General features: G+C 42.3%; 11 protein-coding genes and 1 other annotated feature. Of the genes, 3 read left to right on the top strand and 8 right to left on the bottom strand.

The genetic code is table 11. The features are described from left to right. Positions 1 to 131 precede the first annotated feature (131 nt). The 4 genes from C8U37_RS09395 to C8U37_RS09380 form a co-directional block, all read right to left on the bottom strand. Positions 132 to 1,754 (bottom strand): glycoside hydrolase family 43 protein, encoded by a 1,623-nt coding sequence (locus C8U37_RS09395; protein WP_108032985.1) that lies wholly within the window; start codon positions 1,752 to 1,754, stop codon positions 132 to 134. Between the two features lie 84 nt (positions 1,755 to 1,838). Continuing rightward, entirely contained in the window at positions 1,839 to 3,251 is a 1,413-nt protein-coding gene (locus C8U37_RS09390; protein WP_245879806.1) for an MFS transporter, read from the bottom strand. Positions 3,252 to 3,421: 170 nt separating this feature from the next. Then, positions 3,422 to 5,857, bottom strand: a complete 2,436-nt coding sequence (locus C8U37_RS09385; RefSeq protein WP_108032984.1) for a GH39 family glycosyl hydrolase — start codon at positions 5,855 to 5,857, stop codon at positions 3,422 to 3,424. A gap of 208 nt (positions 5,858 to 6,065) precedes the next feature. Beyond that, on the bottom strand, positions 6,066 to 7,607 hold the full coding sequence (locus C8U37_RS09380) for a DUF5597 domain-containing protein (RefSeq protein ID WP_108032983.1): 1,542 nt from the start codon (positions 7,605 to 7,607) through the stop codon (positions 6,066 to 6,068). Between the two features lie 109 nt (positions 7,608 to 7,716). Between C8U37_RS09380 and C8U37_RS09375 the strand changes: the two genes are divergently transcribed. Beyond that, positions 7,717 to 8,535, top strand: a complete 819-nt coding sequence (locus C8U37_RS09375; RefSeq protein ID WP_108032982.1) for an AraC family transcriptional regulator — start codon at positions 7,717 to 7,719, stop codon at positions 8,533 to 8,535. Positions 8,536 to 8,641: 106 nt separating this feature from the next. On the opposite strand, the gene C8U37_RS09370 is transcribed toward C8U37_RS09375, so the two are convergent. Together C8U37_RS09370 and C8U37_RS09365 are read right to left on the bottom strand one after the other, a co-directional pair. Next, positions 8,642 to 10,846, bottom strand: coding sequence for a glycoside hydrolase family 3 N-terminal domain-containing protein (locus tag C8U37_RS09370; RefSeq protein ID WP_211306164.1), 2,205 nt, complete (start codon positions 10,844 to 10,846; stop codon positions 8,642 to 8,644). Positions 10,847 to 10,961: 115 nt separating this feature from the next. Beyond that, a complete protein-coding gene (locus C8U37_RS09365; RefSeq protein ID WP_108032981.1) occupies positions 10,962 to 11,918 on the bottom strand; it encodes an alpha/beta hydrolase in 957 nt (318 codons plus the stop codon). An 879-nt stretch (positions 11,919 to 12,797) separates the two neighbouring features. Between C8U37_RS09365 and C8U37_RS09360 the strand changes: the two genes are divergently transcribed. Both C8U37_RS09360 and C8U37_RS09355 read left to right on the top strand, forming a co-directional pair. Beyond that, a complete protein-coding gene (locus C8U37_RS09360; protein WP_108032980.1) occupies positions 12,798 to 12,986 on the top strand; it encodes a type II toxin-antitoxin system HicA family toxin in 189 nt (62 codons plus the stop codon). A gap of 63 nt (positions 12,987 to 13,049) precedes the next feature. Next, positions 13,050 to 13,430, top strand: a complete 381-nt coding sequence (locus tag C8U37_RS09355) for a type II toxin-antitoxin system HicB family antitoxin (RefSeq protein ID WP_108032979.1) — start codon at positions 13,050 to 13,052, stop codon at positions 13,428 to 13,430. A gap of 241 nt (positions 13,431 to 13,671) precedes the next feature. On the opposite strand, the gene mmuM is transcribed toward C8U37_RS09355, so the two are convergent. Both mmuM and C8U37_RS09345 read right to left on the bottom strand, forming a co-directional pair. Next, a complete protein-coding gene (gene mmuM / locus C8U37_RS09350; RefSeq protein WP_108032978.1) occupies positions 13,672 to 14,592 on the bottom strand; it encodes a homocysteine S-methyltransferase in 921 nt (306 codons plus the stop codon). After that, positions 14,582 to 15,991 carry an amino acid permease gene (locus C8U37_RS09345; protein ID WP_108032977.1) on the bottom strand — a complete coding sequence of 470 codons (1,410 nt, stop codon included), beginning with the start codon at positions 15,989 to 15,991 and terminating at the stop codon, positions 14,582 to 14,584. Before C8U37_RS09345 ends, mmuM begins: the two co-directional genes overlap by 11 nt. A gap of 53 nt (positions 15,992 to 16,044) precedes the next feature. Continuing rightward, positions 16,045 to 16,272 (bottom strand) — a binding site (T-box leader). Between the last annotated feature and the right edge of the window lie 156 nt (positions 16,273 to 16,428).

The following is a 16,428-nucleotide window of genomic DNA, read 5'->3' as shown; positions in this document are numbered from 1 at the left end:
GATTAAGTTGGCATCTGATTAAATATGAATCACACAAATTTAATCCAAGGTGCAAAAAAAAAGATCCCACTGCAGTTGCAATGAAATCTTACAGGTAAACATCCCCTTGCCTTCTTTTCTTTGACTAATTACTAGTGGATAGGATTATAGGAAAACCAATCGAATAAGACTTGCTTATTCTTCGGCTCGCTCACCCCGCTGCCAAACATGCCAATATAAGCTCCAACGAATCCACCGGCCGTCTCTGACCCCAAGAAACTACCATCGATATTTTCTGAAACTGTCGCCATGTTTTTTTCATCAGCTCCCGCATAGAAGCTGTATTTTGTTTCATCCGACACTATTTTCAAGAACAATACATTGTCCAGGGAATTGTTAATTTCGATCGCATTGTGGCTGCTTTCTCTATAATAGAGTTTCTTATTCTCAACATAGGAATCAGCAGTGATGCATCTAACACAAGTATTCCCGGCATTATTTTGAAAAACTTCCAGTCGCAGCTGATGGGCATTGTTTTGTAGCATAACCAATCCCGCTGTTTCTTCCTGCTCGGGTTTGAATATCATTTTAGTGATTGCTTCAAACTTCAAATGCTGTTGTCTTTTGCCGATGAAACTGACACAGTCCTTTGTCTTACCGCTCTTTTGATATCGTTCCATCATATCAGCGCTGAGGCCCTGAAGCTCCCACGGCGTGACTTGCTTTTGTAAAAGTTTCAATCTTAAGTGCCCATCTTTGATGTCAGCAAAATCTTCGTATGGCGTTCCCAGATAATTCCATTGTAATCCGATTTTTTCATCATTGAAGTCATCAAAGAATTCCTCAGTCTTTTTTGGTCCGACAGGGAGATCGGTGGGGTTCGGATAGGTAAATTCGACCTTACCGGTTCCGTAGCTCACAATCGGCCAGCCATCTTCCCATATGACCGGAGTAATAAACGTTTCCCGGCCCAATATTTTATGGTAACCACCCATCAGTCTTGAGCCCAGCATGACCATATACCAAGATCCATTTGCTAATTCCACAAGATCACCGTGTCCAACATTGCATATCGGATAATTTTTGCCAAGGTGCCTGTGGGTTAAGATAGGATTGCCTTTGTACCCCTCATATTCCCCCATGACCTCCTTGCTCCTACTGATTGTGATTGCATGAAAGTGTTCTGTTCCTCCTTCAGAGATCATAAGATAATACCAACCGTCTTTTTTATACAGGTGGGGGCCTTCGGGAGAAGCGGCATTCTTCAAAGCACCGCTCCACAACAATTTTCTTTCCCCAACAAGTTTCATGGTTTCTAAATCAATTTCGCTGCACCATATTCTGGGTTCTTCTCCGAAACCGGTAGTACCCGTATAATATGCCTTGCCGTCATCATCAAAAAATAATGAGGGGTCTATTCCGTCAGCCCCATGGATCACATTAATTTCAGACCAAGGCCCTTTTGGGTCCTTAGCCGTAACGATGAAGTTATTTCCTTGCATCGTTACGTTGGTGGTAATGACGTAGAAGATTCCATCGTGGTAACGGATAGTGGGTGCAAAAATCCCCCCGGAAATCATTTCATAGGTCAAAGGAAGTTGACTTTTACGGTCCAGAACATTGCCGATTTGTTCCCAGTTGACGAGATTTTTACTGTGAAAAATAGGAATACCTGGAAAAAAACTGAAGCTGGATGAAATTAAATAAAAATCATCTTTCACACGCACTATTGATGGATCCGGATAACATCCCGGAAGTATAGGATTTTCAATCATATTTCCCACTCATTTCTTAGTATTGGTTCTCATGGTTCATGTTTCTGAAGCAGATTTCCTTACCAAATGCCTTGCTTCAATTAATCAATTTTCTTCTAGTTCTCGGATTTCCAATTCAACTGCGATTTGATCCATTTGTTTTTTATCAAGTTTGTACCAATACAAGGGAAGAATGCTGAGTACCATTAAAATCGCAGGGACTAAGTTTACTACCACATTTATTCCTGTGATAGAGGCTTGTGACTGTACTGCTCCTGGTACATAACCGGTTGCTGAAAGCATCAGTACTCCCCCGGCTCCGGCTATCGCTGATGCAAGTTTTACACCAAATCCTAAGAACGAGAATGTCAATCCTTCATCTCGCACTCTATATTTCCAATCTCCATATTCCACACAATCAGATAACATTCCTGTGGAAACACTGCCAGCTGAGTTCGCAAGTCCAATAAATGCAGCAGTCGTCAGCAAGAAGGCGGTGTTACCGGACGGGAAAAGATAAAGAACGAATATAGATATAATACTGATTAGACTTAGTATCAGCAACCAATTTTTCTTACCAAATTTCTTTGTAGCCACTGGCAACAACATACTACCTATCAATTGAAAAACAGTCATACTTGTAAAAATTGGTGCAATCATTGTATAAGATCCGACTACATAAATTACATAGTATGCAAGTAAGGTCATTCTTCCAATAACGGCCATTGCCCCTAAGAAAACACTCCAAACTGTGATCAACAGCATCTTGTTTTTAAATAGCGCTTTCAAAGATGTCGTAACAGAAATTTTTTGTTTCTCTCTATTCCTTGAATCCGTTCTCGCTGTTTCCTTACAATGATATGCTGTTAGCCAAAAAGCTGGAATCATGATTAGGGAACAAATAACAGTGACCCAAAAGAAGCCTCGAGAATTAGCGACATCACTGTTACTGAAAAATAAGATGGCTGGCATTACTGCCATGGACAAAACCATCTGAATGACACTGCCACCAACTGCTCTTGCTGACGTGTAATTCATTCGAACTTGTGAGTCTTTTGCAATTCGGTTCACTAGACTGGCATACCCAACCGAAAGTGCAGTATAAGACATTCCTGCGCCAATATATAAAACTAAGCAAAGAATTACTTTCGTTACACCTTCTACAGGGAATACAGTAAACGTAAGAATATTAAATATAGCTAGGAATGGTGGAGCGAAAATGAGATATGGCCGGAATTTTCCCCATCTAGTTTGTGTTCTATCAGCTATGATGCCCATCATAGGATCGTTCACAGCATCCCAGATACGAGCAACAAGCATGATCATTGAAATCGCAGCAGCAGAAAGCCCAATAATATCAGTGTAAAAAATCATCAGATAGGTATTGATCATATACCAACTCAATTGACTTCCAACTTCACCGAAGCTGTAAAAAACAGCTATCTTTTTACTTGTTTTTTCTTGAATTTGCACTTTTTGACTAGTTACCTCAAAATTCATATCCACCTGTTTTTCCATTTGTCTTCCTCCTAATAGTGAATTATAAGACTATTTGTAATCGATTACATACATAGTTTATACCGGGACGGAAGTTTCCTCTACTTTGGTAGCGTTTAAATTCATGGTACTTCCATGACGAGAAAACGCTACCTTTTATTGTTGTATAAATTTGTGTGGTACATCATTAACTAATCAGACACTTTTTGGATGTCAAAGAGGCAAATATCATACGGGGACAGATGGATTTCCAGTACTAATTTATCATCGCTGATGATCTGTGTCTGTATTTCGATCTTCGGAACGCATTTTTGCTTCAGATATTGGATCATTTCTTTATCAAAATGATCGATTTGGCTGATCGCATTGACCTCTTCCAAAAAATTGCCGTTGTTCTTCCCGATGCTGTACTTGGTGATCCGGTATTTACCGGCTGCTTCAAAGCCATTCAGTTCAATTGTCCAATCGATCGGCTGTTCATTGTCAAAAATGGCGTAGGCATTGTTTTTGTGGAAGCCTCCGATGGTGTCGTAGTAATAGGTCGCATTCAAATGGCTGTAGTGGTAGCACAGCAACTGATATTGCTTTTCTTTTCTGGTCACGATCAGATTTTCGGAAGCGAAGATTCTTTTCGGACCCAATTTCTTCAGAAATTTGAAAGCATAGTAACCGATTTTGGGGACTCCGTTTTTGGATAGGATACCGGCTCCGCCAAAGATTTCTTTTTTTGCTGTATCAAAACTAGTCACCGTCAAATCCGACAATTGCCAATACCCGATCAGATCGCAATAGGACAGGATCGACAGGATATTCTTCAGGATATAGGCGCCTTTGAAGGCCGTATCATTGACGATTTCCCTGTTCAGGATGGTCACGTTGAACTCCGTCACGTACAACTTCGTACCCAAATCCAATTCATCCAACAAGGTGCGGATGTCCTTGATTTTATTCAGCATATAATCTTCATCATGGGAAATCGGATTCGCACGCTTCTCTACAACATAGCCATGTTTGATTTCATCGATCGGATAGATGCCGATGCTGATGAAGTCCGGTTTGACTTTTTCCTGTTTCCATTTGCGCAGAAAATTCCGCATGTCTCCCCGTTCGATGTCCAAACTCAGTCCACAGCCACCTACTTGAATTTCCGGTACGATACGCTTGATCGATTCGCTGATTTGGCTGAAGTAACGGATATAGTGCGGATACTGCGAAATATCCACCTGTCCATCATTCATCTCGATCAGGGATAGTTGTTCTTGATCCGTGTTTTTAAGGACGAATGCATTCGGTTTCCATATTTCGATGATCCATTTCGAGACTTCCTCATCGCCGTACTTATCGATGCAATGGTTGAGAAAGGTTGTGAATCTGAGCAAAATTCCGTCCATTCTGTTGGTCTTCAGCTCAAACGGTTCTTTCTTAATGATTTTTGTGTGGGTTTCATGTATCAGTTTGCCTTTGAATCCAAGTTCCAAAAACGGAATCATCCCGGCATCGAGAACCGTCTGCAGAATTTCATCAACTTTTGTGAAGTCGAATTCATCGCCAACTTGTTCAAACAAAACATTGTTGAACAAGCCCCAAATCCGGCCGTAGCGAAAAGCATTCTGCTCTTGTGTGTATCGGATCTGTTGGGAGAATGACGTGTGGAGCAGGTCCCCGGCGTAACCGAGATTGATCAGATATTTGTCGTAATCGAAATCTTCCGACTCTGAGACATCGATTTTCAGCTTGTCGGCACTATTGCCTTCCTCCTCTTCCACAAAGTATTTCTGCAGATCCGTCAATTCTTCATTCGGTATCGCAAAAGGGGATGATTGGATTTCGATGCCCTTTTTCGATTCTCTGCGGTACTCGCTGGGAGTCAATCCTTGATATTTTTTGAACAGCCGGTTGAAGGAATTAATGTTGGAAAATCCGGCTGAAAACGCAATGTTGGTCACGGATTTTTCTGTTTCGAACAAATCTTTCCGCACTTTTTCCAGACGTTTTCTGATCAGATACTCGCTCAGTGACAAGCCGATTTCGTTCGAGAACAGTTTGGAAAGGTATTGTTCCGACACGAACAGTTTCCCCGCCAAATCAGATAAGCGGATCTCTTTATCAAAGTTATTATCGATGTAAAATTTGACTTCCTCGACTTTTTGCTTGATGCTCCTGTCCGACTCAAGTTGCACTTTCACAAAATACTTCTTTTCCAACGTATTGATGAGGTTGAAGTACACCTCAAAGATTTCCGATATCCGTTTCTGTTCCTTAAAAATGTACAGTTCCACCAATTGGTTCAACAGATAGGTTACCTGCATATCAGAGCTGTGGGTATTTTTGACTGAATCGCCGGTAAAATAGTAGCTGTACGGGTCGGACTCATCCTCTTCGGAATAAAAATACTGCAGCGACAACTGAAAAACTTTCGAATCGCCCGTATGGCATGTATACGATTTGGATTTATGCAGAATGAAAAAATCGTCCTTTTGCAAAGTCAAATAACTGCCTTCGGATTCTACCGACAGTTCCCCGACCAACACATACAGCAGATGGATATCATCATCAAAATTTTGGATGACTTCCTTGTTTCCGATTTTTTTGATCTTGATGTTTTCCCATGGATTGATGAGTTTCATCCAATCACCTCTTTCAGGTATTACTATATGCTATTCAGGCAGCTCCTCACAAGAGCATACAGCATAAAAACAGTGCTGCACTTAAAATAACAAACTGGATTTTAGGACAATATCAAAAAGTCCTTGATAATGGTTTGTCAGAATACTCATCCAAGACCACTAAAAAGGACTGAAGCATAATCAATTCTAGTTCAATTCGAATGCTACCTTAATATTTAAACAATTCAATGATGTAGCAACTTGGCATTGCATCAAAACTAACCGACATTTTTTCATCACCGTTCAGAACTCTACCGGCTATAAATTTCCCATCTTTTAAATCGCCTTCTTCAAATTTGATCACTTCTACTTTATAATTTTCACCTGGCTTAGCCCGGAAGCTAAGCTTGCTCATCATTCCTACAAGTAAGAACTTGTTTTCTTCAAGTTCAAAAATCGCCCCTGAAGCAACAGGTTTTTTGTCCATTCTCGGTGCATAAGAAACAACTAGATCATAATTAGTCAGGTTGATGAAAGCCCCAAAATCGGTTTCGTGTTTTTTAACATAACTATGCACTCTACCCGTTCCTCGGTACTCCATCAAGAGTGGTTTTATGTTTTCGATTATTGAGTATGTTTTGGCCAAATAGTTCTTACTGCCTTCGATATCAAAAGCGGATGGATCTATATTGAGAGCCAGCATCACATCCATTGGAGGCTTATTGATACTTTCTGGAGGGAGCACCAATTCTTCAATCCCAAATGGAGAATACCCAATCGCATTATGCTTCGTAAACGCATACAAACAGTAGGAAGAAGTGACTGCATCTTTTCTGACTTCCGGAACCAATAGCGGATTTCCTTCATACGCATACTCATCCAATACTTGTGGCACGTAAGGAACGTAGATGTCTGGGGCCAAAGTAAATAAAGAGGGTGCAATGGCTTTCCAAATTTTATGAACTTCTTTTACAGGGCCGCCGCTAGGATACGAACCAGGATACCATGGATACTGTTTTAGCCAAGCGTTTGTGAAATATGGAATTGGATATTCGTATTTTCCGGCTGAGGTAATTTTTTCAACCGCGCTTGCGTAGTGATAGGCCATAAAGCTTTCATTAGCATCTTTCCCGAAAGCCTCGTCCCATGTGCCAACTAAGTTTAGATTATCCGCTAAGTCTTTGGGGATCTCTTTGCTGATGAGTTCATTTGCTAGGGGACTATAGTCTCTGTCCGTTCCTAATAAACCGATTTCATTTTCGACCTGAACCATGATAACAGTTGAATGTTCTTGGTCTGTCTCTTTAATGTGCTTCATAACTTTGGAAAAAGCGTAGGCATCTTTCTCGACAGCCAGTTCACATAAAGGCGAAATGGAATGCAGCTTCTCTCCTTTAGCAGTTTGCACTCTGCTGTATTTACTGGAATCCTGTTTCATCCACTTGGGCGTATACATGCTTTCCGCATTTTTCCAAAGTCCAAACCAGATCAAGATGAGGTGCATCTTTTGCTCTCTAGCTTGGTTGATGAGTCCATCCAACAAAGTGAAATCAAACTCCCCTTCTACAGGTTCTATCAACTCCCAATAGATTGGCGCAACTACAGAATTCATATTAAGCGGTTTCAAATTCGGCCACACGTTTTCCTCCATGTATTTTAGATCGCTGGTACTCGAATTATGAAGTTCACCGGCTAATGAAAAAAATGGTTCTCCCTTTACGTAAAGTGTTGGAAATCCATTTTCGTTTCTGATTTCAGGTATTTTTGTCATTGAAATTCCTCCTTTTCTATCTACGCTTAGTATAGTGCCTATTGACAATCAGCGTCCATCTTAATATATTTATAATCATAGTAAAATATTAAGACGAGGAGGAAAACACATGATCATCACCATAAATAATCTGGATTATCGTTCCACGAACATTCCGATGATGGTATTGACCCTAGGATTCAAACATAATCAAGAATCCATTAACCGGATAGAAGGCGTCTCCCATTTCCAATGGTTTTTTTGTGAAAAAGGCCAAGGAGAAGTAATCATTGATGAGAAAAAAATGATCATCAATGAGGGGCAAGGTTTCCTGATTTATCCAAACACTGCTCACGAGTACCATGCACTATCCGATGAATGGCTGCTTGATTTTGTAGGATTTAATGGAGATATTTGTCTTGAACTCTTAACAAATCTGGACATGACACAATCAGGCGCTTACCACTTATCCGATACGCAGATTTTTTCAACCTCTGTTCTTGAAATGATAAACACTTATAAGACTAGTGCGAATTTTAAAATTGAACTTTCAACCTATTGTTATAAACTTCTATTAAATTTGGCCAATGCAGTAAGGTTGATTATTGGAGAAAATCAATTTGGAACAAACAGAACCGTTAACAGTATCATTTCGTTTATCGAAGAGAATTATCACCAGCCTATCAATCTTGATGATATCGCTTCATCATGCGGAATGACAAAGGAACATATTTGTGGGGTTTTCAAAAAAAATATGAACCAAACAATCAATCACTTTCTGACGAATGTAAGAATTATCCACGCCAGAGTGGAATTGTTGCAGTTCCCAGAAAAGAAAATCCACCAAATTGCAGACTCTTGCGGGTTCCGGGACTCGAGTTATTTCTGTAAAGTTTTCAAAAAGCATGTCGGGTATTCTCCAGAGCAGTTCAGAAAGGTAAGATATTAATGCTGCTCCCCTCGGTAAATCCAGCATCATAGACAATAGGGCAAGGACGTGGATGTCCAAAAATCCATGTCCTTGCCCTATTATTGTCCGAAGTGTCGCCAGCGGATCAATCAAATATTATGGTGATTTTCTCTTCTAAGTATTCCTGAGAGTTTTTGCCCAAACAAATCAAAAATTCCCCGTCTTCAAATTTGAAGTCACCTTTATTGTCATAGAATCCCAATTTTTGCTTCGGAAGGTCAAAACTGACCGTCCGCACTTCTCCTGGGAGCAGCGTTACTTTTTGGTAATCTTTCATTTCAAGCACAGGACGAACAATAGATCCAACGATATCGCGGACATATAATTGAACAATCTCTGTTCCTTGTCTCTGACCTGTATTTTGGATATCAGCGGACACACGGATGCTGTCAGTGAACCTTTCCAAAATAAGGTTGCTGTATGTATATTCGGTGTAAGATAGACCGAATCCGAATGGATACAACGGTCCGTTTTCTATATCCATGTATTTCGACGTAAACTTACTCTTTCCACCGGGCCTTCCTGTATTCGGATGATTGTAATAGATTGGGCATTGTCCAGTCACTCTTGGGAACGATACTGATAATTTGCCGCTCGGATTGGCGGCGCCAAAAATGACATTCGCAACGGCAGTCCCCATCTGAACCCCCAAGTGCCACGTTTCCAGGATAGCATCAACATTTTGGTGCTCCCATTCCAATGCCAGTGGACGGCCATTCATCAAAACGGCAACGACAGGCTTTCCTGCTTCTTTGACCTTCTCAAGCATCCGTTGCTGAGATCCTGGTAAAGTAATCGTCGCACGTGAGGCTGCTTCTCCGGACATCGACACGGTTTCACCCACCACAGCGACGATAACATCACCGTATGCGAGGGCTTCTTTCAACTTATTCTCATCCAACGGAGACGTCAGACCACCTGTGGCAAAGTATTTGACCCGCTCCCCTTGTGCCGACAGGCCGGACAGCACCGATACACAATCTTCCGCTTTCCAACTTATCGACCAAGCACCAACAACTTCAGCGGCCATATCAGCGAGCTCGCCGATGACACTGATTTTAGCAGTTCTGTCCAAAGGCAATAGGTTATTCTCGTTCTTCAACAAAACAATGGCTTTCTCGGCTGCTTCCAAAGCTAACTGGGTATTGTTCTGGGGAACTTCAGCCTCTTCCTCGATTTCCACATAAGGCTCAGCGAATAAGCCCAACCACATTTTTATTGTTAGAATGCGGGTTACAGCCTCATCCAGGAGACTTTCGTCCACTAGTTTTTCCTCAATCAGCGTTTTCAGATGCGCACTGTACAAGCCTGTCCCCATATCCATGTCCAAGCCAGCTGTTGCTGCCTGCCTTGCTGCAGCTTTTTCATCCTCAGCAATTCCGTGAGTGACACATTCCCTGATGCCATTCGCATCACTGACGACAAAACCTTCGAAGCCATAATCCTCTTTCAGCACCGCTCGCAGCATGTCTTGGTTCACTGTACAGGGGACGCCGTTCAAATCGTTGAAGGCAGCCATAACCGTGGCCGCACCTTCTTCAATTGCAGCTTTAAAAGGCGCCAGGTATACATTATGCAGCAAGGAATCCGCCATTGAAGTCGTGTTGTAGTCCTTGCCCCCTTCCGCTGCGCCGTAAGCAACGAAATGCTTCAGGCAGGCGGCAACATAATTCTCTGTGCTGCTCTGATCTCCCTGCAGTCCTTGGATTTTTGCTTTTGCAAATTGAGACACTAAATACGGGTCTTCTCCCGGGCCTTCAGATACTCTGCCCCATCTAGCGTCCCTCGATACATCAATCATCGGTGCAAAATGCCAGTTCACCCCTTGCTTGCGGGATTCTTTTGCCGCCATTCTTGCGGTTCTTACGAATAGTTCGTCTTCAAAGGAGCAAGCTTCGGCCAATGCAATCGGAAACACGGTGCGGAAGCCATGAATCACATCCAAACCGATAATCAAGGGAATCCCTAACCTGCTTTCTTCGACTGCAATTTTCTGCAGCTCATTCGCCTTTTTTGCATCCTGCAACATCAAGGAACCGACTTTTCCTGCTCGGATTTCATCTTCGTGATAGTCCTGCTCTGCTGTTGACATGATTTTCTCAAATTCGGTATGGCTGATACGGCCATCCGTAAGCATTTCAATCAATTCCTCAAAAGGTACTTCAAAACCTCCGACTATAGATACAGCGGCCTGATTCATCTGGCCGATTTTTTCATCAATGGTCATCGATTGGATCAACTGGGAAATGTGGTTCTTTTGTTCTTCTGTAATTGCTATGATGGGGATCACTTCATTTCTGTATAGATTTTTTTCTTATGGTTTCATTATCACAGATGGGCCATCCGTCAACATTTCAACAAGCTCTTCAATATGTTTAAGTTAAATATAAAAATCCTCCAATTTATTATAGTAGCTGCTCAAAATTAAATATAGGTGTTTTCTCTACCAAATCTAAAGGGAATCGATTATTCAACCAAGTTTCTGCAAGTCCAATCCAATTATCTACTTCATGAATAATATCTTCCTTAGATTTAGCGGTAGCCTGTGTGGATAGCGAGAGACCATGATGTCCTTTTTCATATACATGAGCCTCAAAAGGAATCCCCTTCATCGCAAGAGCGTGAGCCATTCCTGTCGTTTGAGTAACGCTGACAACATTATCTTCACGTGTGGCCCAAAGAAACATTGGTGGTGTATCTTTGTCTACTAATTTAGCTGGGCTGCTGGATAATATTAGATCATCAGTCACCTTTGTTTTTCCAAAATACGCAAAGTTGAAGGCATCATTCAACTTTACTTGCCATTCATCCGCACTTTCAGTCTTAAAATCTTTCTGTAATTCAAAATCATAAACACCGTAACCTAGAATTGCGGCTGCTGGTTTAAGTCCCTCTTGAGGACTATTAAAATAGTCCGTTATGACTGGTTTATTCCAATTTACGCAGTAGAGGGCACAATTATGCGCCCCGGCAGAATAACCAGAGAGAACGATCTGATCACTGCGAACTTTCCATTCTTCAGCATGTTCATTGATGATAAGGAGTGCTTTCCCGATTTCTCTGATAGGATTAGGGTACGTGCTATTCATATATATATCATCTTTTTTGGGATCAGGAAAAGCAAGGCCACTGTTACTGAATACCGAGTACCTTAAGACGAATGCATGATAGCCCATAGAAGCAAACCGTAAAGCGAGTGGCTCTGCTTCTCGATCAGAGGTAAACATATATCCACCGCCAGGACAGATTAAAACTGCGGGTCTGCTCTTTCCGATCAACATTTCTTCTGAGTCATCCAATAAATAAGTTGTTAATGTAACATTCGTATCATCTTCATTTAAATTAATTTTTTCGATTTTCATAATAGCTTTATTTCCTTTCTTCATCTTTCTTAATTGAGCTGAAAGCCAAGATAGTTATTTTCCGTATCAACTGATCAGATAAATTCTGACATTATCCCGCAGCTTCTTCGCTATTTGTAGTTTCATTTCCAAATTCAAGATTCCTCTATTTTCCATTTGTCTTTCTACTGATTGTAAATTATAAGACCTCTTGTAATCGGTTACACAAATAGTTTAAACCTGGACGGACGTTTCCTCTACTTTTTTAGCGTTTAAATTCATGGCACTTCCATAACGAGAGAACGCTATCTTTTATTTTTGCATAAATTTGTATGGTACATTCTTAACTAATCTGACACTTTTTGGATATCGAACAAGCAAATATCATACGGAGACAGATCAATTTTCAGTACAAATTGTTGACGCCGGACTGTGGCCAAGCGAATACGGCGAAGGCAAGACGGCAAAATGCTGGAGCGTCTGCAGACGGACACTTGCGGAACAAGAAGAAGCGCTGAGCCAATTTGTGTGGTTGACTAAGAAAAATAATTAATTGAACCCCCTCTTAAAATGCCCTTATATGGGCATTTTAAGAGGGGATTCACTTTTTTTGCTTAATTCGGCTGTTAGAAAGATTTAGTATTTGATTGTGTTATCATCCAATCTTACAAATTAAGCCTACGTGATCATTGATGAAAATTCAAAAAATTTTTTTTACGTTTTATTGCGTATCTATACTTTGATGAGCAGTCTATTTTTGGTATTGAACACCAGCATCGCAGTTCCCCCCATTCCATGAACAGTAAACAATCAAGAATCACCACAACGTGAATCAATAAAAACCCCATTTGACAAATGCGCATTATGTACGCATAATATATACAGAGAGGATTAAGTACAATGCCAATGACACCAAGACAAATGGTAAAACTCCTACAAAGAAATGGGTTTGCGCGAATAACTCAAAATGGTAGTCACCTGAAATTATTCAATAAAATTACTCAAAAAACTGTAATTGTTCCACTTCACAATAAGGATTTGGGAATCGGCTTAGAACAGAGCATTCTCAAACAGGCTGGGCTTAAATGATACCCAATTAAATATTGGAACTCCAGTAAAAAATATTCCAACGATGATAAGGAGCGGATGAAAATGAAGTTAGTCTATCCAGCTACATTCGAAAAAGATGGCAAGTATATCCTAGTTCAGTTCCCTGATATACCGGAAGCTATCACGCAAGGTGCTACAATCGAGGAAGCTTATGAGATGGCCGAAGAAGTATTAGGTCTCGCATTAGAGGATAAAAAAAATTTCCCTGTTGCTACACCCGTGGACATCATTCAAAAAAAATATCCAAGCAAAACTGTCGCTCTGATTGGAATTGATCTTGCTGCATACAGACGGAAGTATCATTCCAAAACAATCAGAAAGAATGTGACGATCCCTGAATGGTTGGCTGATCTGGCATCCGAGGAGAACATCAATTTTTCACAGACTCTGACGGATGCTTTGAAGGAAAAACTGCGGGTATGATTCCGCCCTGCTCTTCTCCGGTTAGGCTGTTTTCGTCGAAGTTGGGGTTCGTTTTCCTTGCCCACCTCCGATTAGCCAGCCCTAACCGGAGGTGAACAACATTCTGATCGCCCGATCTCCGGTGAAACGCCCCTCGCCGGAGATCGGAGATAGCAAACGGTAAAACACAAAAACCTATCATCCTCTTGTTTGTGGGGTGATAGGTTTATTTTTACTGATTTCGATAAATAACTGATACCTACTAAAGAACAGCAGCGAAGGTTTCCTTCAACAGCTTGATTTCTTTGGCGGATGTGCAGCAACAGCCACCGATCCATTTGCATCCCGCTTCGTGCCACTGTAGGGCTTGCTGGGAGAACACGTCATCCACCGCATGACTGTGTGTCCATACTTTTGTGGTGGGATCATAGGTCGCTCCCGAATTTGGATAGGCAACCAATGGTTTGGTCGCATTTTGTTTCAGATACTCCAGTGCCGGCAGTACCAGATCAGGCTGCACGCAATTGACGCCGTAGGCAATGAGCTGCTCGGATGACTCCGCCAATTGTTGGAATACACGCAGATCGGTACCGTCGCATAAATGGTGTGCGTCCTTCAAGGTTACCGTCAGCCAGGCTGAAGCCTTAGGATGTTGGGACAATAATTCAATCAGTGCCTGAATTTCCGTTATGTCCGGAATGGTTTCGATGGCCAGCAGATCAGCCCCTGCTTCCAGCAGCAACTCTAGCCTTTCGCGGTGGAAATCAACCAATTCGGTTTGCGACAGACCGTAATTGCCCCGATACTCAGAGCCGTCCGCCAAATAGGCACCGTATGGCCCGATTGAAGCCGCCACCCATTTTTCTTGGATGCCTTGGCTTTTCGCTTGTGCCTGTTTCGCAAGTTCAACTGTTTTTTTGATCAAAGTACGGCTTTCTTCGGTCGTGTGGCCCAAACGCTCAAAACCGGCTACTGTTGCCTGGTAGCTGCTGGTGATGGCGATGTTTGCCCCTGCATCGTAATAGTTCTGATGGACTTTTTCGATTTTATCCGGTTCGTTCACCAAGGCTTTTGCGGTCCATAACGCATCGTTCAGGTCCAAGCCCTGTTCCTCAAGCCCCAGGGACATCGAGCCATCAATGAGGATCACTTTTTGATTTTGTTGCCACTCCTTAAAATTCATCGGAAAGCTCCCCCACTTCCTGATTTCCGATTGTTGCGGATGCTTTTTTGCTGAATACTAATTGATAATAGAAGAAACACAGGATCGTGAACGGGATGCCAATGATTAAGGCAATCCGCTGGTTCGGATCAAAAGCGATGCCGATGATCGACACAGAGCAGAGGATGATTACGAGCCACGGCACGATTGGATAGAATGGCGTTTTGTAATCCAACGCATCGAGCTTATGTCCAGATTTCAGGTACTGTTTCCGGAAATTTAGTTGCGCCCAAGCGATGCTCAACCACACCGCCACGACCGCAAATGCCGAGATCGAAACCAACGCCAGGTAAACGGTGTCCGCGGAATAGATGCTGGAAAACAGGGAAAGCAGTCCGCCCAGAATGGTCAGCAGCAACCCGTAGATAGGCAATCCGCGCTTAGATAATTTGGCGAAGCGTTTCGGCAGCGTGCCTGCATTTGCTAATGACCAGAGCATTCTCGATGCTGCGTAAACACCGGAATTGGCGCCGGAAAGGACCACAGTGATCAGGACAATGTTCATGATATCAGCGGCGTATGGGATGCCCATCAAATTCAGGATGACGGTCACCGGACTTTCATCCAAATTCGCGGCAGTATCCGGAAGCAACGCACCTATCACAACAATCGTCCCAATGAAAAGGACCACCAGAATGACGATCGTCTGCAGGATCGCTTTCGGGATGTTTTTCTTGGGATTTGTCGTTTCGCCAGCGGCTACGCCGATCAATTCCGCACCTGAAAAAGCGAAGTTAGCCGACAGTATCGCCAAGAAAACAGAGCCTGCACCTTTCGGGAACCAACCATTTTCCGTCAGATGATTAAAAAGTGGTGCTGATTCATTTCCCTGAATCGGTATAAATCCAAAAATGCCGCCCATACCCAGGATCAGGAAAATCGCCAGTGCGAGCACTTTGATCAGCGACATCCAAAATTCGCTGACGGAGAACCAACGCACATCGATGATATTTGAAAGTAAAATAATGCCGATAAAAAAGATGCACCAAATCCATGTGGGAATGCCAGGAAACCAGCGTTGCGATAAAATCGCCAAAGTGATGAATTGCGAACCCAATGCCACCGTCCAAGTCAGCCAATAAAGCCACGCCACCACGAAACCTGCTCCGGGATGGATATATTTTGAAGCGTAGTTGTGGAACGAGCTCGTGCTGGGCTCATGGACCGACAATTCGCCCAAACACATCATGACCAACGTCACCAAAAATGCCCCGACCAAATACGCGATGATGGTTCCGATCGAACCCGTCGTTTGAATCAAATACCCTGAACTCAAAAAGATTCCCGTTCCTATAACTCCACCCAATGAGAGCATAACTAAATGCTTTGATGTCATTTCCCTTACAAATGATTGCTCCATATTATTCCCTCCAAAAATGTTTTAAAAATATATAAAAAAAGCATCCTCCCTCGTAAAAGGGCGAATGCTCGCGTTACCACCTTAATTCATAATCGCAATGATTATCTCTGCAAGGGACTATCATCCCTCAACGCTCTAACGGGCGTACCCGTCACTTGCTAAGTTTCCCTCACAAGCGATCACTCAAAGACCATTTTCGCTAATGCCGGAACATCTGCTTTCACCATGCGCAGACTCTCTGTGGTTCCTTTCAAAGCTACTTATCTCATCAAAGTTTCATCTATTTCTAATTAATATACAAGAATGCTGTGACCTTGTCAATTAATTTGTGAAATATTTTCCGCTTACTTTCATTCTTGTTGTTTTGGGGTGGTTTGGCCGGAGGAAATGGTGCTTTGATGGGGTTGTTATCCGGTGAAGCAGCCTTCGCCGGAGAT

It is taken from the genome of Trichococcus patagoniensis (assembly GCF_003051085.1).
Classification (GTDB): Bacteria; Bacillota; Bacilli; order Lactobacillales; family Aerococcaceae; genus Trichococcus; species Trichococcus patagoniensis.
This window is presented reverse-complemented; position numbering and strand designations above follow the sequence as displayed.